The following is a 23,576-nucleotide window of genomic DNA, read 5'->3' as shown; positions in this document are numbered from 1 at the left end:
CATCCATCATCGGCACCGGAAACGCAAGGCAGATATCGAGCGCCGATGGAACGGACGGACCGGAATTCCCACCAATTTAACTAAGTAGAACTAAAGCTCGTATTGAATTCGCCCATGACCTCTCTCACCCACGCCCCACTGATCAAATTCGCATCCACCTCAATAGGTAGCACTTGGATGACGCCTCATTCGAATTCAAAGTGACCAAAACACCTGCAATCAAAAACTCCTGTAAGGGTTCGCATGCATTGCCTCCAATTTGACCATCCAACGAACGAACGATCGTTTAGTCAATGCACCTGAACCATCTCCATCCCTTCTGACACAGGCCCGGGGCCACCTTCTTTCGCTTTGCGAGGGGTGGCCCCACCTGCATTCCGAAATCGGTTACGGCTTCCCCTACTCCATACAAACCGCAATCCAGCTCATCCTCGCCCACCAAAAATGATATGCCGGCCTGAACGGTCACCTACCACTGAAATTCCCTCACGATGGCGCGCACCGGCATGCCCTGGGCCACCGCCGCCACGACCTGATCGAACATCCCCCGCGGGCTCGACGCCGCCTCATAGGTCGCCAGATGCACCTCGCCATCGGTCTCGTGACGCACCCGAGGGAGCCGGATCGACTCCTTCTCCCCGTCGAAAAACGCCACGCCACGCTCGGAACCGGCGCGGTGACAGGGGCAGTCCGGATCGGGTCGGTAGCGCGGTCCGCACAAGGCGTCGACCTCCTCGGCCATCGCTTCAAGCTGCCCGAGACGGACCACTCCTTTCATCATTTTGCGGAACCATTCCGCCGCTTCGCGCTCTCCGCCTTGCAGGAACGCCTCCTTCAGTTTTTCGTGGTTCACGGTGGTTGGTTGGTTTTCGTTTAGCAACGCCACGCTGACGCGTGGCACCAACCAGCCACCACCTAATTCTAACGATTCATGGGACGCTTCCAAGAGTCACCTCCCTCCACACCTATTCTTACGGCATCAACAAAGCCAACCAAAACCAGGAATTTATCACCCGAATCGCTCCATCTGCACTACCTCGGTGACGAAGAAGCTCACATGCCGTCGAGCAACTTGATTCTGAACCACCATGTGTTCTGTGGATGTTTATATTTTTTACCCAACATTAGAGCATTTTAAATATTCTCGTAACCGCGCGGCGTGAAATCTGATACACTCCAGATAGGGCAACGCTCTCGATCGACCTACGCGAAAGAATCCTCAAGGCCTACGACAGCGGGGATGTCACGCGCGACCAAGTGGCCCAGCGTTTCGAAGTTTCACTTGGGATCGTCAAGAAGCTCCTCCAGCAAAGGCGCCGTACCGGAGACATCGCGCCGCAGCACCAACGCAGCGGGCGCGAGCCGAAGATCGAGGCTTCGCACTGCCGCACGATGAAGGCGCTACTCGTCGAGAGTCCGGATCTGACACTCGAGGAGATCCGCGCCGCAGCTGGTCTGGAATGCAGTATGCAGGCAATCCACTACGCGCTCTCCCGCATGGGACTGACCTGAATGGCGCTTAGATTAGGCGCAAATCATCGATTTTAAGAGACGAAAAGCCGATCAGCGTACGGTTTGAAAGTATGACCAAACAACCCGTTCTGACCGGCTTCCCGTGCACTGTCTTTGCCACCGCCAAACGTCGTTTGCAAGCTGCCATCCGGCGGCAGCGCGCAGCTGTCCTGCGCGACTCCATCTGTGGCTACGCGCTGGTGTTTGCCAGATTGCTCCCGGCGTCGGCCCTCACCGATGCCGATCCAACCAAACGCAACCGCCACTTCGGACACATCCCGGTCTTCTGGGCCTGGCTTGCGCAGATTCTCGAGAGCAACGCCTCGTGTTCGAAAGCACTGAACCTCGTCCAGTCCTGGTCGCGCTCCGTCGGCTTGCCCGTCTCTGTTGGTGGCGCGGGCGAATTCTGTCAGGCGCGCAAGCGCGCCCGGCCAGACTTCCTCCATTCAGTCCTGGCGAGGATCGGCGAGTCGCTGCAGCGCTCGATCCGACCCGAGAACCTGTGGCACGGCCGCGTGGTCAAGGCCAGCGACGGCAGCAGCGTGTAACTGATGGACACGGAGGCCAACCAGCGGGTCTTTCCGCTGTCATCGTCCCATAGCGTCGGCTGTGGCTTTCCTACCATGGGCATCGTCGGTGTTCACAATTTCGCACACGGTGGCTGGGAGGGGATCATGTCCTGCCCTCAGTCCACCCATGACTCTGCCGTCACCCCGCTCCTGCCCGGGCACATCGATGGTGACGGCGTGCTGCCGGCCGATCAGACCTTCTGCACCTACGAACTAATTGCCCGGCTGCGTATGAAGGGCGCGGATGCGGTGATGCGGCTCCACCAGACCCGCCACGCTAAGCTGGACTGGAGGCGGGTAGGATGGTCAGTCCCATTGAGCGGATGCTGGTGGTGATCACCACCCTGCTCGACCCTGACCTCCACGACGCGCTGGAAGTGGCCGGTCTCTACCCCGCCGGTGGGACATCGAACTGAAACTGCGCGACGTGAAGACCACGCTGGGCATGGAGCGTTTCGAGATACGCAGCCCCGCGATGGCCGAGCTCCCGCTTCTGATGATGATCGCCGCAAACATACTTCGGGGCCTGATGCAGCGGACTGCTGCAGAGGCCGGCAAGCCCGTCTGGCAAATCAGCTTCAAGGGTGTGCTCGATCAGGTGCTCGCCAGCCATGAGATCTACACAACCCACCGCGGCCGAACACGCAAACTTGCCGCGCACCACGCCTCGGTAATTGAGATCTGCGCCACGAAGATTCTCGAAATCCGCCCGTTTCGTCACGAGCCGCGGGCCGTGAAACGAAGGCCGAAGAATTTCTCGATGCTTACCCGATACCGCCACGTTTTTCGCCAGGTGCCGCACCGTGGAAACTCGAAATCAGCAGCCTAAACTAAGCACTATTCAGCCCGGTCCTAAAACTCGATGCTGTGCTTACTTCTCTTTCGTATCAGATTTTTCGGTTGGCTGACTCCGACCCGAATCCAATCACATCACAACATGCCACTTGCCACTCTTTTCGAGGTCTACAAAGACGTCGATGAGCCCCCTGCTGCCACCTTCCGACAGTGTAATTCAGCGCAGAGCCGTGCCCGCAATCCTACCACACCGTGAAAATGCAGTCGTATGCAGTGCCCGCGGTGAATTTCCAGATTTTTATCATTTTGAATCCCACCCCCCTCCTTCAACAGAGTGAAGAGAGGCCTTTTCATTGGGGCGCTGTACGAACTCGGGATTCCCTTCCCCCCCTCTTTCCACAGCGCTCAGCTGCATACCAACCGAACTCGATCAGCCGAGTATTCTCGCCGGGAGGTCCAGAGCGAACTTGGCCGACCGCACTTTCACTCCGACGAGGAATCGCTCGACGTCATCCTCGAACTCAAAGCCCGTCACGAAGTCGTCCGCATACCTCACCGCGGTCCATCTCCCCGCGGGCATGGAGGTTGTGCCACTGTTGCACCCACAGGTGGAAGACGTAGTGGAGTTACACCTTGGCCAACAGGGGCGAAATGTTCACGCCCAGCCGTATTCCCCGTTCGGTGGCTCGCAAGTTCCCGTCCACCATGACGCGGCATCAAACACTTGTCGATCAGGCGCAGGACGCGCCGATCCCCGATCCGGTGTGGAGGACCTTCATCAGCCACCCATGGACGATGGCGTCAAAAAAATCCGCAGATATCCGCATCCAGCACCCAGTTCACTCTCTTGCTTTTGAATCCGGCCGCCAACGCGTCGAACACTTCGTGCGGACTCTTCCCGGGCTGGAGCCCGTCTGAGATCCCCATGAAATTTCTCTCAAAGGAGGCTTCCAAAGCCAAGCCTCAGCACCTTGGACGATCTTGTCTTCTAATCTCGTGATTCCCAGCAGCCGATCTCCGCCATCCGCCTTGGGGATTTGAACCCGCCGCGACAGTAGGCCCCGCGATGAAGGCGTCCGTGCAGTCCTTGGTGGTTGGCCTCCAAATCCCTGCCCCAATCCTGCTTGCGAAGCACGTCCACCCCGCCAGCGGCACCTGGTTTGAATCTCCCGTATGATTCCTGCAGCAGGTCCACCGCGAGGTGGTGCAACAGGGCACTGAATACTGTCCCTTTCTCCCGCTTCGTTTAACAGTAGCAACCGGGACGAAACCGTTTCGTCGCTCGATACCTCGCCCGTGCTTGCAGCCTATTATCGCTTCGTGAGCACCCGATGCGAATGCCCCCCGCACGACTCGGAGCCAGGATGAATGGTTGGTTCTCTTCTTTGAGACTCTTCCATTCAGTGTATCACGCTAGTTGGCCACGCAACTGTTTTTCTGCATACGCTGTTAGGCTGGTTTGAGAAGGTGAGGCGTTCGGCTATATTGGAGGTGCGCAGCCGGCGGCGGTGTGCCTCGGGCAGGGCGAAGACGGCCAAGCCCGCGGGGAGGTTCGTCTCAAGCCAGTCGGAGAGCTTGGGCGAGATGTCTCACCAGTAGGTGGAGATCTCGGCGAGCCTGGCCTCGGCGTGGGCGAGGCCCGGGGCGTTGAAGACCGAGCGGATGTCGGCGGCGACTTTCTGCCGCAGATCGACGCGGGGGATGTGTGCCTGGGCGTTCTGCTGGAGATGGAACTGGCAGCGTTGCCAAGGAGTTGCGTCGAGGGTGGCTTTCAGTGCGGCTCGCAGACCTAGGTGGGCGTCGGAGGTGATGAGGTCGAGGATGCCGATGCCGCGCTCCTTAAGCGAGATGAGGAAGGCGTGCCAGTGGGTCTCGACCTCGGAGAGTGCGCAGGAGAGCCCAAGCACCATGCGCTTGCCGTCGGAGCGGCGGATGCCGAGAGCACTGAGGATGGCACAGTCGCGCACCGAGCCGTCGACACGAACCTTGAGATAGGTGGCGTCGAGGATGAGGAAGGCGATCTCCGGCAGGGGGGGCGCGCCATTTGTCGAACTCCTCATCGAGTCCGGCGGTGAGCCGCGAGGCCTGGGTGGAGGTGATTTCCAGGCCGCAGAGTTCCTCGAGGACCTTGGTGAAGCGGCGTGTGGAGACTCCCTGGAGATACATTTCAGCGATGGCGGCCTTGAGTGCGCGTTCGATGCGCGGCAGGCCACCGGCGAGGCCATGCTCGAGAAGGAGATTGATGGGGTCTGTGGCGGCGGTATAGTTCTGCGGCTTCGTCACGGTTGGTAATTGGTTCAGTTTAGGCACGTCCATTTTCAAACCGTGGCCGGGCTCCCTCAATCCCCGGTAGGGGGCGGCGTCCGTTGATTCGGACGATTCCGCTCCGCTCCACCGTCCGAATCAACGGAATTGCAGGCTTTCGGTACTTTTACAGACGGAATGTTGCACTAGCCGCTAGTTAGCTGGCGCCTCTATCCTCTACACCATCGTCGTTATGGCGGCTCGGCATCGACGCCCAAGGATTTCTTGAGAATCCGCTCCCTCACTTGCCGCGATAGGATGGTCAATGAAGGACTCAACTCACCGCCAGGAACCGGTAGGCAGCCTACCAAGACGGGCAGCATCGGGAATAGGCATCGCAACCGGCACAACCAAAGGAATTCGGACAGCAGATCCGATCACGTTTACTTTCGTTGAACGAAAATTTCGTTCTTCAAGGAAGACGGAATATATCCGGAATTTGAGGAATCCATTCCTCACTTGACACTGACTTCACCCACAGTCCGTCGACCTTTACCATACGTAGTTGCTGTAGAACCTGGAGATACTCATCGCGCTTGGCAGATGTCATGGGTTGAACCTTTTGCAGAATCCCTCGGCGACGGATCGATCCAGATTGGGAAACGGCCTTCAAGATCCTACCCAGCTCATTCTCCTCTCTCTCGCTAGAAGCCATCCATGCTTCTGGCAACAGGGCGAGCGTGCCTAACGCCAATCCTCTGCAAGCCGCGTCTCCGAGTCGTTCATCAAGCCCCTCAGGTGGTCCCTTCCCGCTCACCGTAAACCTTGTGATAATTTTTGACACAAGCCGGACCCCACGCATGGCCGAGATCAGCGAATCTAGATAGTCCGGGTGTAGCATCGGCATCGACCGCTGCACCACCCGAGCGTAATTCAAGCTGCACCCATCGGTTCGAAATGGTACCTTGAATCGTTCAGGACTCGTTGAGAGGATTCGGATAGAAGTCTCCAGTGACGTCGACATTCGACAGTCCAGGTGGGGTGGGTGCATGAAATCCCCGATGCCGATCCCAAGCATTCTCCGTCCATCGCCGAATGCTCCCTTGGCCAAGTGTGCGGCCCAAGCAGGGCGGCTCACGCCCCCTACGACTGAGATAGGAACCGAAATGCCAGCTTTGAATAGATGCCGGGTCGCAACAGGCTTCCCTTCGAAACACCCTTCAGCCATGAGACTCTTCAGCATTTGAACGTGTTGATCCGAACCCGTCCACAATGTGGAGATTCCGCTCGGTGATGGCGCGACTCCAAGCTGCACGTCTCGAAGCGCCCAGAATCTCTGAAGTTGGACTTCAGGGGACACTCGTAGAATCGCATCCCTCGTGCTGTCGTCTACCCATCCCTGCTTTAAATCATTTCGGATCGAACTAGCCCTCAGGTGTAGAAACTTCCGTGCAATGGCTCTCTTTCTCAAGAACCTAACACAATCCCTAGACAACGATCGCCTAAATTCTCGTAGCACGGCCCAAAGCCAATCGCGCCCTGGCTGAAATCCCGGACGCCCCTGAACGATAACGAAGCTCGGAGGTGGCAAATTCACAAGTCGAGTCCCCATCATGTGCCAGAGCGACAGCATCAACGCCGCGACATACTGGTAACCGCCCACCTCCCCACCTTGAACGTTATTTGAAAGTTGCTCTAGGTCAGTATGAGCTTCACGCATCTTGAGTGGAATCTGGTCGATACTTCGAATAGCAAGTCGATCTTCTAATTTATCCACGGTGCTCAATCAAGGTGAAGGTTGAATCCGGGCTATCGACGTCTCCAGAACATTTGACATGACCCGTAGAGATCAGACCCCGGAGTATCTTCCTGCAGTCAACAATTCGAAGGTCGTTGAACCGGCGTGCTAGGTCCCTAGATGTCTGCGGCTGGCTATTCAATTTCGATACCATGGAGGCGGCAATCCTGCGGAGGTCAGTCTCGTGATCACGCATCGCGATCCACTGCTTTGCAAAGATAGAGCGTTGGATAACAAAGCGGGTGAGTGAACCCACAGCGCTACCTTCGACTTTCGGCAAAAACCTCCCACCTTGTTCCGTGAGTAGGGAAAGACCAAATCCGAGAGATCCAAATAGACGCATCGTGAGAGGCCATGACTCATCACCTGGGCCACTTCTGGAATTTACCCACAGCCGTAGGTGCTCCAACTCGTCCCTCCAGGAAACGTTCATCGCTCTACTGACCCACGGGGATTGCTCAAAGCGCGCAACAAGAATTCTTTCAAGCGCCCCTTCGAAATGAACTTCAATCATTGGTGGAGAAATCTTATTCTGACTCCTAGAAAACGACCGCATTGGCTCCCACGGCACATCACTGAGAAGGAGCACGTCGGGGCCAAAATGCCGCTCGTCTTCAATAAGCGATTTCGCCAATGACATCGGCATTATCGTAACGGCATTCCCACGGATGATGGCGCCGCTTTCGAGCTGTCTACCACCGGAAATCGCCTGATAAACTGAAAGGGTTTCCTCGGAGTGGGCTATGCTTGTTGGAGTCAATGACACGAAGGCATGCCCAAGGTGACAACGTTCGAGCAATCTCTCGAATGACTTAGAAGCTGTTCCTTCAAAATAGACGTGTGGCTGCTCCTGGAAAACCTTCACTGGGGAGCGCGCATTAAAAAGCAGCTGCTTGAATGCGGACTCCTCATCAAGAGGTGAATGGCATTCACCTCTTCCGATCAACTCAACCAATTTTTCCATCTCATCCCCCTTAGTTCGCGCGCCATACGCCTTTCCAGACTCCCATTTTCGAACATCTTGATCTTGGGCTCGAAGTAGCTCAGCCTTCCTGAGCCATATCGCTTGGCGCCGTGATAGCTTATCTAATGCCATGATTCGGAGCTGCCGAGTCGATTGATCACCGGCGACAACCCAATCGAGGTGAGCATCCAATTCGTGATTGCCTTGTTTGATGCACGCATCGGGACCACCGAGATTGGAAAGGACCGCACAAAGAGACACTAGGGTATTCAATCCCGCACCTTCATCCCCACGCCCAAGCTCAAAGACATCAAAGCATCCCAATAAAGTAGTGCATATCGGCTCAGGCTTCGGATGTTTTAGCAAAAAAAACTCCGTTGAGCGCTGGGTATGCGACTCTGATTGCGCGTTGTTCTGTACGATTGGTTTCATCGTGATTTTAGGAAAATTGTAGAGGTAGAATAGATAATTCAGTTGGGCCCTGGATGTCTGAGCGGGTCGCAAACGACCCCCCTTCGGGCGCGTCCTCGACCAAAGGCTGCGGGCCTAGCACTTCGTGCGGCCCCCACCTTCGCCCTCGGAACGCGGCTCAGTCTCCAAGGGCCGCTTCTGAAGTGGAGGCCACACGGGGACCGAGTTGCTTCGCAACTCGGTCCCCGTGTGGAAGATAGAAGGCACTGTTCCCATCAGCATTTAGCCATGGGTAAAGATAATACATTTCGTTCTCGCCCTCCCAACCAGGAGCATAGACATCGCCGATCTCAGGAAGGATATCGAAGCCTGCAATCTGATGCTCTCTTACCATTTCTTTCTTGGGCACATGAACACCGGGTTGATACTGGTATGCCTCTTCGCAAAATAGGGCTCCTAGGTCTCTATTCCTCAGCGAACCCAAGCGTTCATAACAGGCTCTCGTAATCCGACACATTCTCCTGGAAGCAGACTTTTTTCCTTTCTCGTTGGCGACCGCAAAACCCTCGACAGGACGGTCCAAATCAGCGAAGAGAGCGATCCAGGCAGAGACCGATTCGTCGCCTGAACCGAAACGGTGATAGGCTTCAGCGATATAGACGCCAAATTGATCCGGTTTATTTTGGGATCTCGACACTTGAGACATCCCTCGAAACTGCAACATCTTACTTCTGTGGACCCGCCGAACGTCATCCAGAGTGAACGAGACTAGTCCTCTTCCTTCACCTTCTCGGCCTGATTCCATGGAAAACTTCACAGTAGGTGAGTCCAGCTGTTGAAACGCTTCCTCAAGGTGCCGCTTTCTGAGCCTCACTTCCAACCTCAGAACCTCTTCTCCGGTGTCTACATGTCCAGCCTTGTATTTTTCCCGCATCTGGCGCCGCTTCCGATATACAGCGATCTGAACGCCAGAACGATGTCCACCGAATGTAATACTCTCATCACGAACCGGAAGTGTTTTATATGAGCATGGATGAGATGCGTTGTAGAATTCCAGAAATTGAACTCCAACAGAATCCGGAAGGTGCATCGGAAGTTCAAGTTTGTCCCAGAAAGCCAGTCCTTCAGGATCGATCCCTGGGATGAGCCTAGAAGCTAACCTCCGGTCCCCCCATAGCGCCACCAGCAATTCGAAAAGAATGCTCAATGCTCGGGCAAACTGGGCACCACTTAGCACGCAACCGTTGTGACCATAGATAAGCTTGGGAAAATTGACTTCAATTTTGCTCACTTTCCATTCACCATCAAGTCTAGAACAGTAGATTGCAATTGCATACCCCGGCCCGATAAGAATCTTCTTTTTACTACCAGGAAGATCTTTATTCAGCCTCGGAATATCAACAACTTGACCATCGTAGAGTAGCGGATGAGAATTGAAAATCTTCTCCGGATTGCGGAATATTTCCGAAGGAATTGGAGAACCAAGAATACCGATAGTAGCTTTATCAATCATAATTCGTTAGTTTTTTGTCTCAGTTGGGGAAGTTCATGCGCGCATGGGCGCGCGCGTATTAGAGCTCAAGAGTTGCTCCGTTGCTCCCGTGATTCTCTATCCCACAGCGATGCCAAGAGCTTTGACCACAGATTCAGGGTTAAACCGAACCGTCCGGCCTGACCGGAAAGCCGCAGGTATTTTTCCCTGTGCCTCCCATTCAAGAACAGTTCGCGGGGTAACCTGAAGCGCGTCGCCGATCTGAGTCGCCGTTGAAAGCGTCGGAAGTAGCGAACCATCGCGTCCTCGGAGAACAAAGCCCCCGTCTGAGTTGGTAGCACAGCCTTTCGGAATCACGGCTGTAAACTCACGTTACAAAAGGCCCACCCACAAGCACATTTTGCTCTTTTGTCTCTCATTACCAGCAACTTCCGACATTTTTCGAGTTATTTTTTTGAACACCTATTGAACGGAATCATGAAGAATCCGAGCGTCCACTTGAACACTTGTGTAACGAATTAATCTCGGCACATGGGATGGCTCTGAACAATTGCTAAACACTTGAATCACCTCAGCTCACACCAAAAAAAAAATCTGAAACAGGCACGAATGCTAGCGAGGAGGGCTATAACTTTTCAGGAATCCACCATAGTTGAAGTGGTCTCCCCGAACGGAGTCAGGGGAGCTTGTAGCGATGTGGTAGGGTTCTGGGGCCCTTGAGGCACACAAGGTCATCAAGACCATCAAACAGATCCCCCCAGGACGAGGGCATTCACCCGGTACAGGTTTGCCAGTGGAAGAAGGAGCTCCAGGAGCGCCTGCCGGAAGTCTTCGCCTCAGCCAAGTCCGGTCGCGGAGACAAGGAGAAGTCCGAGCGCCACCTTACGCGCCTCAAGCGCAAGGTCGGCCAGCTGGTCATCGAAAAGGATTTCTTCGAAAAAAGTGCGGGGAGCTGAGGACTGATCTCCACGAAAGACCATGATCGAAAAAGACCATTCCCAGCTCAGCTTCCGCAAGCAGGCCACGTTGCTTGGCGTCAACCGCAACCGCCTCGAAACGGCGGAAGGTGTTAGCGAAGAGGATCGCGCGATCATGCGCGGTATCGACGAGCGATTCTAGGCAGAAGCGGGTGTCGGCCGTGTTGGAGATCCACTACGAAAGGACTGCTCGACTGTGCCAGTCCATGATCGCAACCAGTTAGGCGAAGCCGCAGCCCAAGGAGATGGAGGTGATGTCGGCGCACCCGACCTCGTCGGACGCGGTCACCTCGCGATCGCGCTGCAGTTAGGGATGCTTGCGTTGGTTCGGGTCCGGCACGCTTGTGCGCGGCTTCGGCACGACGGCGGTGAGGCTCATGATCCGCATGAGGCGACGCACGCGTTTGCGCAGTTCTACGATCCGTTTGCGGTTGCTGTAAACGGGCCAGTGGACGTGCAGTTCGCTGGCCACGCACCGGAGATCTTCAACACCGATTTTCACCAGGCGAGAATGGATCGCCGCGATCGAAGGGCCTGGCGCGCGCACGAGCATGGACGGCAAGAGACGTTGGATGGACAACGTCTTCATCGAGCGGTTGTGGCGCAGCCTGAAATGCGAGGTCATCCACCTGAAGGAATACCGCAACCTGTTGGAATTGGAGTCCGGCATATCATGCTGGCTCGGCGACTACAACCGGGGGGGAACCCACCAGCATATGGGCTACGTCTCCCCTTGGTCGGTCTACCGGCCTCAACCCGGGCTTGCCGAGTCGGCCTGATCCGATGACAACCAGCGCCTGAAAGTTGCCCACAGGAACCCGTCGCTCAGACGAGCTACTTACTGGCCCATTCTCGCGCCGGAACCCTATTGACACCTTTCCTCCAAGGGCGGAAGCACCCGAAACGAAAAGCACAGCCATCCGACCCACCACACCATAACGATAATCCGCCCTAGCCTTGCTCAGGAAAGGGGACCACTTCACGATAAATCTCCGGATTGCCACAGAATTTTCTTCCGTCGTTGAGGTTCCTCGCAACACATCTTGATCCAACAGATATGACCACCGAAAAAGAAGCCACTAAAATCCAGTTAATCGATAAAGTAATTCATCTTCTCGACAAATCGGACCCGAGATGGCGAGAAGATCAAAGTCGCCCAACCGAAAGAGAAATAGAACGCCTATCGGAACGAGCTGAAATTATCTTGCGTGGAGTAGAACGGCATTACGAACGACTGGTATACGCCTACCAGCTATTCGAGCCATGCAGTAACCTAATGAGTCCCCGAGAGATCGCCAATCGATTCAAGGAGGTCGGCTGGAAAGGAAAAACGACCCACAATTCAGTTCGCCCTCTGATCAACAATCTTCTTCTTCGCGCCGAGGAGCACATTTCGGCGATAGGCGATTCCCTCTGCGGCCTACTTACCGAAAGCCCAATCATGTTGTCTACCACGAAATACAGACCTAAAACAATTAAGGACGTCGTCGTTGAACTTGAACACAAGACGGATAAGCTTCTCGCCAGCATGGGATTTATGGACGTGGTCGCAGATTCGGATGCGCTGCTTCAGGCGGTGGTAGCAAGCATTACAAAATGCGTTGACTCACAACTCAAATTAGAAACCACCAGTTTCCCAGAGGAGCGCTCAGAGATTAGATTCGCAGTCATGGGATTCATGAAGTATGTTTGCGGATCGGACTCGATTGCGGATTATAATTCCCAACCCGAAAAATCCATCCGCCCTTACGAATTGTTTCTATTTGCCTACCAAAATGGGCTTGAAGCAGGTGCGTTAAGCATCCCAATTCAATCACTAAGAAACGATGCGTTAGATGATCTCAGCCCATCAAATCATGATTCCCTCTCCATCCTTTCGACTCACGGGGGAATCGACGATTCCATCGCAGCCTGGAGCAAATTTGAGGAAAAAGACGACGATTCGCCGCTTCAAGAGTGAAGTGCAACACTAGCGGTCTATAGGATTGAGGTAGGGAGACCGGTTGCCCGGTGCCCCCTAGCAGATCCCGGCGTGCGGAATTACCGCACCAGGCTCCTCGGTGAGCGCGCATCCGATGCAACGCTGGTCCTTAGCTTGATTTCTGACTCTATCATGCAGGCTTGGCCGACGGGTTCAATGTAAGTGTCGTAAAATCGACCCCCTACCGTGCGGCCGCTTGACCTGCCAACATCGCCGGGATGTCCAGATCCACCCGCCGCCCCGCGCGGTCACTGCAATGCACCTGCTTCCACTTCGCCGAAGTCGAGTTTCCGCGCGTCTCTCAGCCTCGGCTGGTGATCGAGTTCCGCGAGGGCTTTTCGCTGCTGCTCGCCGACGAGGGCGCCATCCCTCTGGCCGCCGAGTTCATTGCCGCCTTCCGCCACCACCTCGCACGTAAGGGAGTCCGGTCGTGCCGAGTCTCGCCAACGGCAAGCTGAAGGTCTTCCTCGCGCTCGAGCCCTGCGACATGCGCAAGTCCTTCAACGGCCTCCACACGCTGGCGACCGAACAACTTCGGCTCACGCCGGCCCGCGACGCGCTCTTCGCTTTCACCAACAAGCGTCGCAACCGAGTGAAACTGCTGGACTTCGACGGAACGGGCACCTGGGTCGCGGCGAAGCGTTTGGAAAAGGGCCGGTTCAGCTGGCCGGCACCCAGCGAGCCAGGCCAGCGGCGCATCCGGCTCCACGCCGAGGCCCTGCAGTTGCTCGTCGATGGCGTCGATCTGAGGGGCGCCTACTTCAAGCCGTGGTACGAGCGTCCCGAGTGAAGCGGAAAAGTTCCGGAGGAAGGGCACGTCCCGTGCTACTACTCATCCAATGGTCGAACCCGCTCCACCCGATCTCGCGAAGCTCGACGCCCTGGAGACGGAAGTCGTGCGCATCCCGGCTCTGGAAGCCGAGATCGCCCGCAAGGACAAGATCATTGCCAGCCTCCAGCAACGGCTCTTCGGCTCCAGCAACGAGAAACTCGACCCCGCCCAGCTCCAGCTCCTCTTCGACGAGATCGTGCTGGGAAGACCGGCGCCTCCTCCGGAGCAAAGCGGCGAAACATCCGCACCGGGGGAGGGAACGCCAAACGCCGCACCAAGGCTGAGCTGTTTCCCGCCAACCTCAAGGTCGTCTTCGACGAGGTGATCGTGCCCGGCGAGGTCCTCGCCAGCCCGCAGGACTGGGAGAAGATCGGCGAGAAGCACCACGACGAACTCGATGTCATACGCGCCGAGATCTTCTGGCGGCGCAAGGTGCGCGAGAAATACCGCCACAGGGTCGACCGCAGCCTGCCGCCGCTCATCGCCCCGGCACCGCGGCCCTCCATTCCCGGCACCCTGGTTCCCCCCGCGCTGGCCGCGCAGATCATTGCCGACAATTAATTACGAGGACCACCTGCCGCACCACCGCCAGACGAAGCGTTTCAAGAGACGGGACGGTATCGACCTCGGCCGGCAGACGCTCAACGGCTGGACCCACGCCACCCTCGGCCACCTCGCCCCGCTGGGTTCTGCGATGCGGGCGGAGGTCCTGCTCGCCGATGAACTGCAGATCGACGAGACGCCCATGAACGATCTCGACCCCGGCCATGGGGCCACCCGCGAAGGCCGTCTCTGGGTCTACCGCGACATCGGTGGCGGCACCTGCTACTTTGACTGGCACCCCGGCCGCGGCGCAGGCTGCCTTCTGGCTTTCCTTGGCCACGACCCCGAAACCAACACCATCGCCTGGCGGGGCACCTTCCACACCGACGGCTATGGCGTCTACGACGCGGTGACCGGGGCGCACGGCCTCCGCCACGCCAGCTGCCTCGCACACATCCGCCACAAGTTCGTCGAACTCGGAGACACGGCGCCCGGAGTCACCCTGCCGGTGCTGCTCCACATCTAGCGGCTCTACCGAATCGAGCGGCAGATGGGCCAAAGCGGAGCCCCGCCCCCGTGCCGGGGGCTGATCCGGCGGGCCCGCAGCCGGCCGATCGCCGATAAACTCCTCGCGCTCCTGTGCGAGGCGCAAGGCGCGCATCTGCCCGCCAGCGACATCGGCAAGGCGATCACCTACGCGCTCAACCAGTGGGACAAGTTCGCCGTCTGCCTGGAGGACGGGGCCCTGGAGCTCGACACCAACCTGGTTGAGAACCTGATCCGGCCGGCCAAGCTGGGTCTGAAGAACTACCTGTTTTTCGGAAGTCTGGAAGCCGGTTCGAATCACGCACTGATCTACACGCTGCTGGCCAACTGCCGGATCCACGACCTCGACCCGGAGGGCTACCTGGTGGAAGTCATCACGCGCCTGCCGGTCGATGCCACGCCGGAACAAGCGGCAGCGTTGACCCCCTTACGGATCGCCGCAGAGCGCCGCGCCGCGGCCGGGAGCAGCGAAGCCGCCTTATCGCAAGCCGATCATCCCGTCCGGCGTCAGCGCAGTTGATGGATTTACGACGCTTACGGTTCAATCCGTCTTTCAGGGGAAGCTCCACCACACGCGGCGGCGGTAACTCCCAGCCGGGCAGCCGACGCGTGAACTGCGCCCACGTCATCGAACGCCGTTGACTGCGACGGTTCAGCCACTTGTAGAGCAGACTCACTACTTCGAAGTAGGTCCGCTTCTCCCTCGTTCCGATTTTTTAGGGCAGAATACGGAACAGAACGCCACTCTCTCCAAGAGCAACACCTCGCAACTCACTGCTTATAAGTGCCACCGGGGGGACTCGAACCCCCACGCCGGTTGCCCGGCAACGGATTTTAAGTCCGCGGCGTCTGCCATTCCGCCACGGTGGCTTTGCAATGATCTGCCTCAGTTCACTGCCTGCCTTGGATCTCGGCGATGGCTTGATTGATCTGGACGAGGATTTCTCCCTCCGACTCGGATTTCATGGACTGCAAGGTCGGAAGCGAGCGAGCGCTCCCGACGCGCCCCAACAAGCGGATCGCTGACATTCGAAGCAAGAGAGAATCGCCCGGCAATGCACTGATCACCGAGGCTTCAATGCTCGGTCCCATGTCGCCGTATAGAGCCTCCCAGTCGCGCGGCTTCTTGAGCCACAACTCCTGAATGAAATCGATCGCTCGCTCATCCTTCACCGCGACCAAGAACTCAATCATCGGCCGGGGAACCTCTTTTTTGGCCCGTGCGATTCGTTTGGCAGCCGCATGGACGGCCTCTGCGGCACCATCTCCCGGTTCCGACCACTTCATCAATGCCTCGGAAAGATTCTCCGCCAAATCGGCATCCGCATTCTCCAGCAACTCACTCAACCTCCGACTGATGTCGGTCCGATATTGGGTAGGGGGCGCATTCGACAAACGCCGCACGGCTTGCTCCACCCGGGTGCTGTCGATGCTCTCAAGTTCCCGCCGATTGAGTTCGTAAAACGAGGGATCTTCCGGATTGGTCAGTTTATCGATCGGACCTGCGACGAAGCGCTCGTTGTCCACCTTCACCTCCACCACCTGCAACTCATCGATGGTTCGACCCACCTGTCCAAATGCCTGACAGGTGCGAGCCAAAGCCTTGAGATCGGGAGCGACATCGTGCAACACCACCAAGTAATCGGAAGGAGGACGACTGTAGGCCCATGACTTGTCTCCTGCATGCGTCTGCCGAATCAAGTATTTGACAATCAAATCCTTGTTATACTCCCGCACATCGCGCAACCAGACCCCCACCGCAGAAACCCCGTCTTTCTGGCCGGTCGGGCCATAGTTCTCAATGGCTTCTCCCAACTTGGAATAGGTCATCTCCTCCTTCAGAGCCGCGAGCGGATCTCCAGAAGCCGGATCGACCGGAACAAAGGGCGTGGGCGCAGCCGCCGAGGGAGTGCGCTCAGCATCCGGCAATCCCGTTTTGAAAAGGAACGGCAAAACCGACAGCAAAAGCGTGGCGACCAGGCCGCCCGCCAATCCCTTCTTTTTCGCCCAAGGGTTGGCCACGATCAGGAGGATCGTGCCGATCAAACCGCCAAAACCCGCGAGAATCAGGCGCTTGGCCATCGAAGCGCCATCGAGCAATCGTCCGGGCTCCCCTCCCACCACCAAAATCATCCCAATCAGCAGGATAAAGATCCCTGACGCGATTCCCAACATCAGGCGCAAGGGCGAAAACGTCCGAATCGGCCGAGAAACCTCAGGATTGGCCATCGCTGGCGCCGCTTGAAACTGAGGCATCGGACCCGACTTCATCGGAACCCGGCTGAACCGCTCAAGACGAGGGTCTCGGTTTTCCCCGGGATAGAAGCGTTTGATCCGCCCCATCACTTCATCCGTGACGCGGAACCGGGCATCGCAACTGCCGCATTCCACCATCTTCCCCACAAACTCCGTCGGCACCTTGAACCGTTGGGTGCATTGGGGACACCGGATTGAGATCTTATCTGACTGGTCTGAGGGGAGATCCATCGCGCCCGAGATTGCACCTGAGATCGGAAACAATGCAATCCCCGTCCGCCGGGCTTGCTCCAAGTTGAGCGTTTCTTCACTGTCCAGACATGATTCCTAGCATTGAGGCTCTTTTGGTCGTTCAGGACCGAGACCGCCGTTTGTCCGATCTTGAGGCCCAACTCGCCAAAATCCCAACCGAGGAAGCCCGGGCAAAAAACCGGCTGGAATCCGACCTCGCTGCCGTCGCCAAGGCCAAAGCCGAGGTGCAGCAAAATGGCGTCGCCGCCAAAAACCTCGAGATCGATATCGATACCCGCAAGAACACGATTTCAAGGCTCCGTCAGCAGCAATTCGACACGCGCAAGAACGAGGAATTCCGCGCCTTGGGCAATGAGGTGGAGCGCTACCTCGCCGAGGTCGATCGCATCGAAACCAACCTCCTCGAAATCATGGAAAAGGGCGATGCGCTGAAAAACAAACAGACGGAGGCCGAATCCTCCCTCGCCCAGTCACAAACCATCGTCGACGAAGACCTGGCGATGCTCGCGACCCGCAAAAAGAACCTCCAGGCCCAGATCGACGAAACCCGTGCCGAACGCGCCCAGCTCGCCGAGAAGAATGATCCCGAACTGTTCCACCTCTACGAGCGCTTGCTCAAAAAGAAGGGCGGGATGGCGGTCGTTCCCACCGAGCATGGCCAATGTGGCGGTTGCCACGTCAAATTGATCGCCGCCACTCTCGTCAAACTGCAGGGAGACCAGGAAATCGTGCAGTGCGAGACCTGCGGACGCATCCTCTATCTTCCCTGAAAAATCGACCGCTTCCCATCGGCTCCCCGCTGGATCATGGGGAGACGGCCGTTCCTTCGTAGGCTTCCGGCCGCCGCTCCTCGATCACCACCAGCCAGTTCATCATGGTGATCGGCGGCAAAGCCGCTGGATGCCGGATCGGCGCCAGATTCACCTCCACCTTGTCGTGCTCCATGGCGGTGCTGGAGGCCGCCTTCATATCGAGGAGGTGGACCGATTGATCCGCCGCGACGGCGCCCCCCGCAAGACTCCCCAATTGCCCTGATATTTTCAGCGCGTAGGGATCATTTTCCGCCCCATAGCGTTTCTCCGGAGCAAACATTGAGCACGGAGGATAAAAGGGCTCCTCAAGCCCACTCCCCGCCGGTGGGGTGATGGGAACCTGATTGAAATCATCGGCAATATACAAACGCAGGTTCGTCACCACGGAAAATCCACGAGTGAACGAGCTCAAATCACTGCACTCCCGAAGAATCACTCCGTAGTCAGAATCCGTGCAGGGAATCGACGGCTTTTTGATGAACGCGTTCTCCTTGTAGTTGGCATTGATGGAGATCGAATTGTTCACTTCAGGTCCATCCGCGCCTAAGTTGGCCAGCAACTCTTTGAACCGCTCGGGATAGAGGGTGATGCACGGCTGCGAGGTTCCCAGATAGGCAATTTCGTGAGCAAAGCTCGGACGGTAGTAACCCTCTTTCAAAGTTCCATAGGCGGGGTCGCCAAAGCGGTCATTCTCAAAGGTGACCGAACCACTCACACCATATTGATAGTAGTATTCCCCGTTGATCCCGTAGGCGACGTCGACCGGATAGGGAAACTCGACCGTTTCGTGTTCCGCGCAGCAACGGATGAACCCCGAGGGCAACCCGGCCGCGGCGCCTTGATTCAGATCGAGCACCAGCGATTCCGTCACCCCGCCCTTTTGATACCGAAAGGTGAGCTCGGTCGGTGTCGGATCCGTGCTGCTGGCGACATCGGTGATGTCGATGCTCATCGCGCACTGCCGTGCCCCGACCGTGTAGTCATCCCAAGAGGTTGGAGAAATCGTCTGGCTGGCGTCGGAACCTGCAAAGCGATCAAAGAACTCTTCTCCCCGGTTGATGGGAATGAATGCCGCACGACCACTTTCGGAGGACAGGGAAACAGGCATGAAATCCCCATGAGTGACCTCATATTTCTCACGAACCCCCGGTGTGAACGGTGTCGTGCCAGCACTCCCTGAGAAGTCGGAGGAAATCAATCCTGTCGACGAAGTATCTCCCACCAGCGCATTGCCACCGATCGTCACATCCTCATCGATTTCGAGCCCATTGCGACCGGACACTCGCTCAAGACTGATACCGGATTGGATACTCGCCCGCGAAGCGAAAACCCCACCCTCAATATTCGCATTCTGCCAAGGATTCCCATCCTCATAAGCACCGATCACCGCAAAGGCCTCCGCGGAAATCGCCAACTGGGAAGGCACCTCATAGATGGAAAGAATGAACTCTCGATCCCGTCGTTCCACCTGAGTCAGCGTCTTTTGCTGGTCGCCCAGATTCATTTTGAAGGCCCACCAGTTGCGCTTGGCCACAAACATTTCCCCGGCCTCCGCATAGCCGAAACGAATCTCGGGATACGGGATCAGATTGAAATGGGGATAGTCATCGGTGTCCGCGCCCACTCGACCGGCCGCCAGTGCACCATACTGCTTTTTGCTGGAGATGATCGGATAGGTCCGGTCGAGATTCTTGATCGTCGCGGACTCAATGTTGAGAGATGGCGGAAAATCGGTGCCGAAATCTTTGTCGATGCCCGGCATCGCATAGCTGTCATACGAATCGTAAGCACGAAATGTCGAGGACGCCCAAGTCGTCGAGTCCCCTGGATTGCCGATGATCGCCGCCCCCAATCCCACCGACTGCAAAGTCACCGAATCCACGGATTCCTCCGCATTCGAAGAGAGGATCGCCTGACGAAATATCTTCTGCCAGCTCAGGGGTGATCGACTCGAACTGTTGGCGTCCGAACCGTTCATCATCGACTTCATCGCCGCGTTGGCCGCCAGTGGGACGATGGCCCGGATGACGGCCTCCTCTTTCGTGTCGTAGTCACCCCGCAAGGTCACTTCGGCCTGCACCGTCTGCGCCCGCGAAGCCGAACGATAGGTCGCCAGCATCAGCAAAAGCACCGTCAGCCCGAGGGTGAGGACCACCACGGATGAGATATAGCCGGCCGGCTGTTTGCGAGAGAGAGGCTTCATCACTGTTCAGTTCCAGAATAGGTGATCGTTTCGCCATTGGGGCCCGTCAACCGCATGCGGAGGATACCTTGCTCGATGGAAAAAGTCACATCGACAGGCTCCTTGGTGATGGCCCACTCGGGAGTTCCAATATTCCCAGAGTCGGGCAAGAGACGATAATACAACCCTCGATCAAAATCGTCGCCAGGATCCTCGAAGGACAAGACAGCGGCCTTGATGCCGCCACTCGGCAAGCGATAGCGAAGTACCAGCACCTTGGCTCCTGTCAGAACGGGATTACCTCCGCCCTTGAGACTATCGATATCGGTGTAAAGTCGGTATCCTTCGGCACTTCCAAGGACTTTGGTCACGTAGCTGTTGATCAGCGGCGCTTCCCGCACCAGAAAATCCTGGGCTTTGTAAATCCGCAGGAAGGCCAGTTGCTGGTTCATCAGCAGCAGAGTCATTGATGCCGTCGCCAAGCCGATCATGATCGCCAGCGTTAGCTCAATCAGCGTGAAACCGCGCCGAGAAATGGGCTGTCCCCGCTTCATTGCGAACGAACCACCGTTCGGGTTTTCACATAAGTCCGGTCCCCGATTTGGTAGGAAAGCAGACTCTGAAGATGCCAAGTCCGTACTCCCGCCGGATTCGTCGTCGTCGTCCCGGTCCCTCCATCAATCGGATAATTGTTGGTGTCCGCCGTCCGCGTCCGAAAAACCGTGCCGGTCAGTTCGATTCCCCCCGGCAGTGAGCCTAGGCTCACTTCGGTCTCCGCGCTCTCGGGTGAGATGGGCCACAGAGAATCGTCCGAAATCACCTCAGAAAACGGCGCCCGCTGCGCAAGGGACTTCTCGTAAGTCAGATAGGCGTCCGTCACCGTTTGCTGGAGAGTCCACTGTCGCGGCGCGGTGATGTTCAGCGCCAGCTTCATGAAGACAAGCGACAGCCCCGCCAGGAACATCATGGCGTAAGTGGCCTCCAGCAGGACCGATCCACGGGGCGACCTCGCGGGGCGCAGGGTGAAGAAACGGCGACTGGCGGAGGGCCGGCGGGGGACATGGGGCGCTCCAAGCACTTAACGAATACTAATCAAATTCGAGCTTCTTGGCAACCCGCGCGATCACGGCCCGGGATGCGGTCTGACGCTTGCCGGGAATGGGGCCTCGCGGCATGGTGGGGACATGATTTTCCGGATTCTTGTGCTCGTCCTGGCCATGGCCAAGCTGGCCTCGGCTCAAGCCGTCCTGGAGCCGCCGCTGGGCATGAAATGGGGCGACCGGCCGGAGCGCTTGATCGCCTGGGCCGACGAACGAAAGCTGGATGTGAGCATCGACCTGCCCGCCGCTTCTCCCCATCTGCGCGTCATCCGACTGCGTCGCGACAAAGGAACCATTCCTGGCGTCGAAGCCAGCTCCATCGAAGCCCGCTATGAGGACGGGCGACTGATCGAGATCACGGTAACACGCGGCGGAGAGGGAACGGACGCCGAGTCTCTCGAAGCCGCCTTCCACACCGAGCGCAAACGCCTCGCCGCCGAGCACGGTCCACTCACCGCCAATCATCAGGAAAAATCCGTCTCCAATCAGTTTTCCACGGTCACCACTTCCTACCACCGAGAGCCGGTTCGCGGATTGTTCCTGCTCATTGCCTTCACCCGCATCGAGGACCTGCTTCGCCACCAGAGCGAAGCCGAACTGTCGATCCTCTATCGCAATGAGAATTTGAGGAACCTGATCGTCAACGACCGCGCGCAGGATACCTCCCCGGACAGCCGCTAAGTCCCTCTTCTTCATTCGATGGTCGTGACCGTGCCATTCACTTTGATGTCACGATCGATGGTGAAGGTGACATGGGCCAAACGATCCACCCCGAACGGCGTTTGAGTCAGAATCTCCATGGTCCACTCGCCGCTGTCTTTGATCAGCGAATCCCAGTGATCAAGAACCAGCACGCGGCTATTGGGAACGGCATCATTGATGACAATCGCTGAGCCGGGAATCGGCTCGCCCTCCTGACCGAGATTCGCCGGTCCCTGATAGAGCTGGGCAAAAGTTCGTGAATCCGGATAAAGATCGTTCAGGATCAGCTGAATCTGCGGCGTCTCAAAGCGCAGACTTTGACCTTCTTCAATGCCCACGATCGCTCCGTCCGCCACCGGCCATACCTGCAGGCGCACCGAGGCCACCTGATAGGGTGGGATGTCATAGTCCTCCCCCTGGTAGTCCCGAAGGGTACTTACCGTCAGTGTTTCTTCGCCGCGTAACTTGGAACGGTCTTCGCCCGGCAAAGTGCTCAGGGGATAATAGTAGGAAAAGGCTCCATCTTCCTCGAGCACGGCATCCTCCGCCAAGGTCGCCTCATCCCGATTGATCGTCGCTTCATTGCCGTCGGCACCGTATTCCTGGAGGTAGTGGAGAAGCCTCACCTTGCGGGAAGCTTCGGGTGCGCTGGGATCCGTCAATAGACCCGAAAGGCTCACCCGAAACGTGAAAGGCCGGTCAGCTCGGGTGCGATGCACGGTCACATAAGGATCCTCCGACTCCACCTCAACGAAGGCTTGCGGCACGTAGGAACCGACGTAGCGCTGATCGAGGAGATATTCGGTCAGCGTGGATGATCTCACGGTCCACAACTCAAACCGAGCGCCACCGGGGTCGATGGCCAGTGGCGACAGTTGCTCGCCGGCTTTTTCCACCGGGACCTCCCATTCCGCGCCGCTGTTGACCTGCACCTGGCGGATGAAGTTGGTATAGGTCTGAGCTCCCGCAACGCCGCCCAAGAACATCGCAAATACCAGTGCAGTGGTGACCTTGGAAACTTTCATGGCTTGGTATTCCCTTCTTCCACTTGAGTGATCGCTGGGGCTTTGGGCTCCTTGAGAGGCAGCACCGAAATCGGTCCGCCCTGGTACGTCGCTACAATGACTTCGGAGCAATCCTTGAAATTCTCCACCACCTTGGGATCGAGAGGCTTCAACCCCTCTGCCTGCGCTCGAGTGACTTCCATCGTGCGAATCCAACCGCGATTGCGAACCAGGAATTCGCTCCAATGGATCAGCCGCATCCCGTGCTCCAAGCCCACAAAGCGCCTCCGACACTCGGGGATATGCAGAACCGCGCGCTTCGGCACCAACGTGGCGAAGTGGCCTAAATGGAGCATCTCCGAACGGGCCAGCAATCCCTCGGGACGAAAGAGTTCCTTGGTCTCCCCCTCAGAACTGACCACCACCGGAGGCGCCGACGCGACCGGAGTCGATCGAGCCGCGGCAGCCTTTTCCACCAAGGCATCATGGGTCGCGGCATCGCGAAACTCCAGGCGACCCTCACTCGGGTGAATCAACTGAGCGACTCCCGGGACCACCATCCAAGCAGCCCACGCCATCATCCAAAATCTCGATTTCATCAGCA

At 57.3% G+C, this 23,576-nt stretch carries 27 protein-coding genes, 1 tRNA gene and 2 pseudogenes; 15 read left to right on the top strand and 15 right to left on the bottom strand.

The features are described 5' to 3' along the window. Positions 1-469: 469 nt before the first annotated feature. Entirely contained in the window at positions 470-853 is a 384-nt protein-coding gene (locus HNR46_RS17740; protein WP_184021300.1) for a hypothetical protein, read from the bottom strand. A 404-nt stretch (positions 854-1,257) separates the two neighbouring features. Between HNR46_RS17740 and HNR46_RS17735 the strand changes: the two genes are divergently transcribed. From HNR46_RS17735 to HNR46_RS17725, 3 genes are all read left to right on the top strand, one after another. Then, on the top strand, positions 1,258-1,512 hold the full coding sequence (locus tag HNR46_RS17735) for a hypothetical protein (RefSeq protein WP_184021298.1): 255 nt from the start codon (positions 1,258-1,260) through the stop codon (positions 1,510-1,512). Positions 1,513-1,583: 71 nt separating this feature from the next. Beyond that, positions 1,584-2,060: a hypothetical protein gene (locus HNR46_RS17730; RefSeq protein WP_184021296.1), complete on the top strand. Its 477-nt coding sequence runs from the start codon at positions 1,584-1,586 to the stop codon at positions 2,058-2,060. 448 nt (positions 2,061-2,508) lie between these two features. After that, on the top strand, positions 2,509-2,910 hold the full coding sequence (locus HNR46_RS17725; RefSeq protein WP_184021294.1) for a hypothetical protein: 402 nt from the start codon (positions 2,509-2,511) through the stop codon (positions 2,908-2,910). A gap of 396 nt (positions 2,911-3,306) precedes the next feature. Here the strand turns inward: HNR46_RS17725 and HNR46_RS17720 are convergent, their stop codons facing one another. Then, a complete protein-coding gene (locus HNR46_RS17720; RefSeq protein WP_184021290.1) occupies positions 3,307-3,456 on the bottom strand; it encodes a hypothetical protein in 150 nt (49 codons plus the stop codon). A gap of 71 nt (positions 3,457-3,527) precedes the next feature. Here HNR46_RS17720 and HNR46_RS17715 point away from each other — a divergent pair, with 71 nt between their 5' ends. Then, positions 3,528-3,794 carry a hypothetical protein gene (locus HNR46_RS17715; protein WP_221285254.1) on the top strand — a complete coding sequence of 89 codons (267 nt, stop codon included), beginning with the start codon at positions 3,528-3,530 and terminating at the stop codon, positions 3,792-3,794. A 671-nt stretch (positions 3,795-4,465) separates the two neighbouring features. Here the strand turns inward: HNR46_RS17715 and HNR46_RS17710 are convergent. The 5 genes and pseudogenes from HNR46_RS17710 to HNR46_RS17695 form a co-directional block, all read right to left on the bottom strand. Beyond that, on the bottom strand, positions 4,466-4,936 hold the full coding sequence (locus tag HNR46_RS17710; protein WP_184021284.1) for a transposase: 471 nt from the start codon (positions 4,934-4,936) through the stop codon (positions 4,466-4,468). Between the two features lie 34 nt (positions 4,937-4,970). Next, positions 4,971-5,042, bottom strand: a pseudogene (locus tag HNR46_RS21570) (hypothetical protein); the annotation flags it as partial. Positions 5,043-6,889: 1,847 nt separating this feature from the next. Continuing rightward, positions 6,890-8,314, bottom strand: a complete 1,425-nt coding sequence (locus HNR46_RS17705) for a hypothetical protein (RefSeq protein ID WP_184021281.1) — start codon at positions 8,312-8,314, stop codon at positions 6,890-6,892. A gap of 157 nt (positions 8,315-8,471) precedes the next feature. Continuing rightward, on the bottom strand, positions 8,472-9,806 hold the full coding sequence (locus HNR46_RS17700; protein WP_184021278.1) for a hypothetical protein: 1,335 nt from the start codon (positions 9,804-9,806) through the stop codon (positions 8,472-8,474). Positions 9,807-10,621: 815 nt separating this feature from the next. After that, positions 10,622-10,765: a hypothetical protein gene (locus HNR46_RS17695; protein WP_184021275.1), complete on the bottom strand. Its 144-nt coding sequence runs from the start codon at positions 10,763-10,765 to the stop codon at positions 10,622-10,624. Here HNR46_RS17695 and HNR46_RS17690 point away from each other — a divergent pair. Then, a complete protein-coding gene (locus tag HNR46_RS17690; RefSeq protein WP_184021273.1) occupies positions 10,764-10,904 on the top strand; it encodes a hypothetical protein in 141 nt (46 codons plus the stop codon). The genes HNR46_RS17695 and HNR46_RS17690 overlap by 2 nt on opposite strands. 165 nt (positions 10,905-11,069) lie before the next feature. Here the strand turns inward: HNR46_RS17690 and HNR46_RS17685 are convergent, their stop codons facing one another. Further along, positions 11,070-11,315: a hypothetical protein gene (locus HNR46_RS17685; RefSeq protein WP_184021271.1), complete on the bottom strand. Its 246-nt coding sequence runs from the start codon at positions 11,313-11,315 to the stop codon at positions 11,070-11,072. Here HNR46_RS17685 and HNR46_RS21565 point away from each other — a divergent pair. The 8 genes and pseudogenes from HNR46_RS21565 to HNR46_RS21435 all read left to right on the top strand — a co-directional run bounded on the left by HNR46_RS21565 (position 11,314) and on the right by HNR46_RS21435 (position 15,184). Continuing rightward, on the top strand, positions 11,314-11,541 hold the full coding sequence (locus tag HNR46_RS21565) for an integrase core domain-containing protein (protein ID WP_425491707.1): 228 nt from the start codon (positions 11,314-11,316) through the stop codon (positions 11,539-11,541). The two genes, HNR46_RS17685 and HNR46_RS21565, sit on opposite strands and share 2 nt — an antisense overlap. A gap of 278 nt (positions 11,542-11,819) precedes the next feature. After that, entirely contained in the window at positions 11,820-12,722 is a 903-nt protein-coding gene (locus HNR46_RS17675) for a hypothetical protein (RefSeq protein ID WP_184021267.1), read from the top strand. Positions 12,723-12,961: 239 nt separating this feature from the next. After that, a complete protein-coding gene (locus tag HNR46_RS17670) occupies positions 12,962-13,201 on the top strand; it encodes a hypothetical protein (RefSeq protein ID WP_184021264.1) in 240 nt (79 codons plus the stop codon). Further along, positions 13,174-13,533: an IS66 family insertion sequence element accessory protein TnpB gene (gene tnpB, locus HNR46_RS17665; RefSeq protein ID WP_184021261.1), complete on the top strand. Its 360-nt coding sequence runs from the start codon at positions 13,174-13,176 to the stop codon at positions 13,531-13,533. Before HNR46_RS17670 ends, tnpB begins: the two co-directional genes overlap by 28 nt. Before the next feature lie 49 nt (positions 13,534-13,582). Then, the gene (locus tag HNR46_RS17660) at positions 13,583-13,900 is read left to right on the top strand and encodes an IS66 family transposase (protein ID WP_184021259.1); all 318 of its coding nucleotides are present in this window, start codon (positions 13,583-13,585) and stop codon (positions 13,898-13,900) included. Then, the gene (locus HNR46_RS21445) at positions 13,897-14,136 is read left to right on the top strand and encodes a hypothetical protein (protein ID WP_184021256.1); all 240 of its coding nucleotides are present in this window, start codon (positions 13,897-13,899) and stop codon (positions 14,134-14,136) included. The genes HNR46_RS17660 and HNR46_RS21445 overlap by 4 nt, the downstream gene beginning before the upstream one ends. Beyond that, positions 14,123-14,899: pseudogene (gene tnpC, locus HNR46_RS21440) on the top strand (IS66 family transposase); the annotation flags it as partial. The gene HNR46_RS21445 and the pseudogene tnpC, both read left to right, overlap by 14 nt. Next, entirely contained in the window at positions 14,882-15,184 is a 303-nt protein-coding gene (locus tag HNR46_RS21435) for a transposase domain-containing protein (protein WP_343076060.1), read from the top strand. The pseudogene tnpC and the gene HNR46_RS21435, both read left to right, overlap by 18 nt. Positions 15,185-15,449: 265 nt before the next feature. Here the strand turns inward: HNR46_RS21435 and HNR46_RS17640 are convergent. Together HNR46_RS17640 and HNR46_RS17635 are read right to left on the bottom strand one after the other, a co-directional pair. After that, a tRNA-Leu gene (locus HNR46_RS17640) sits at positions 15,450-15,534 on the bottom strand. Between the two features lie 21 nt (positions 15,535-15,555). Beyond that, the gene (locus tag HNR46_RS17635) at positions 15,556-17,082 is read right to left on the bottom strand and encodes a hypothetical protein (protein WP_184021248.1); all 1,527 of its coding nucleotides are present in this window, start codon (positions 17,080-17,082) and stop codon (positions 15,556-15,558) included. 158 nt (positions 17,083-17,240) lie between these two features. Between HNR46_RS17635 and HNR46_RS17630 the strand changes: the two genes are divergently transcribed. Continuing rightward, on the top strand, positions 17,241-17,942 hold the full coding sequence (locus HNR46_RS17630; RefSeq protein WP_184021245.1) for a zinc ribbon domain-containing protein: 702 nt from the start codon (positions 17,241-17,243) through the stop codon (positions 17,940-17,942). 34 nt (positions 17,943-17,976) lie between these two features. Here HNR46_RS17630 and HNR46_RS17625 read toward each other — a convergent pair whose 3' ends face one another. The 3 genes from HNR46_RS17625 to HNR46_RS17615 are packed head-to-tail and all read right to left on the bottom strand — an operon-like array spanning position 17,977 to position 21,244. Next, a complete protein-coding gene (locus HNR46_RS17625) occupies positions 17,977-20,187 on the bottom strand; it encodes a hypothetical protein (RefSeq protein WP_184021242.1) in 2,211 nt (736 codons plus the stop codon). Then, a complete protein-coding gene (locus tag HNR46_RS17620) occupies positions 20,187-20,720 on the bottom strand; it encodes a pilus assembly FimT family protein (RefSeq protein WP_184021240.1) in 534 nt (177 codons plus the stop codon). Before HNR46_RS17620 ends, HNR46_RS17625 begins: the two co-directional genes overlap by 1 nt. Continuing rightward, positions 20,717-21,244: a hypothetical protein gene (locus HNR46_RS17615; RefSeq protein ID WP_184021236.1), complete on the bottom strand. Its 528-nt coding sequence runs from the start codon at positions 21,242-21,244 to the stop codon at positions 20,717-20,719. Before HNR46_RS17615 ends, HNR46_RS17620 begins: the two co-directional genes overlap by 4 nt. A 106-nt stretch (positions 21,245-21,350) precedes the next feature. Between HNR46_RS17615 and HNR46_RS17610 the strand changes: the two genes are divergently transcribed. Next, positions 21,351-21,947: a hypothetical protein gene (locus HNR46_RS17610; protein ID WP_184021234.1), complete on the top strand. Its 597-nt coding sequence runs from the start codon at positions 21,351-21,353 to the stop codon at positions 21,945-21,947. Positions 21,948-21,958: 11 nt separating this feature from the next. On the opposite strand, the gene HNR46_RS17605 is transcribed toward HNR46_RS17610, so the two are convergent. Both HNR46_RS17605 and HNR46_RS17600 read right to left on the bottom strand, forming a co-directional pair. Continuing rightward, the gene (locus tag HNR46_RS17605; RefSeq protein ID WP_184021231.1) at positions 21,959-22,993 is read right to left on the bottom strand and encodes a hypothetical protein; all 1,035 of its coding nucleotides are present in this window, start codon (positions 22,991-22,993) and stop codon (positions 21,959-21,961) included. Beyond that, complete coding sequence (locus HNR46_RS17600; protein WP_184021228.1) at positions 22,990-23,571, bottom strand: hypothetical protein; 582 nt, start codon at positions 23,569-23,571, stop codon at positions 22,990-22,992. Before HNR46_RS17600 ends, HNR46_RS17605 begins: the two co-directional genes overlap by 4 nt. Positions 23,572-23,576: the final 5 nt, after the last annotated feature.

This window comes from Haloferula luteola, from assembly GCF_014201715.1.
In the GTDB taxonomy this organism is placed as follows: Bacteria; Verrucomicrobiota; Verrucomicrobiia; order Verrucomicrobiales; family Akkermansiaceae; genus Haloferula; species Haloferula luteola.
Note: the sequence above shows the minus strand (reverse complement) of the source record. Positions and strands in the feature narration are given on the sequence as shown.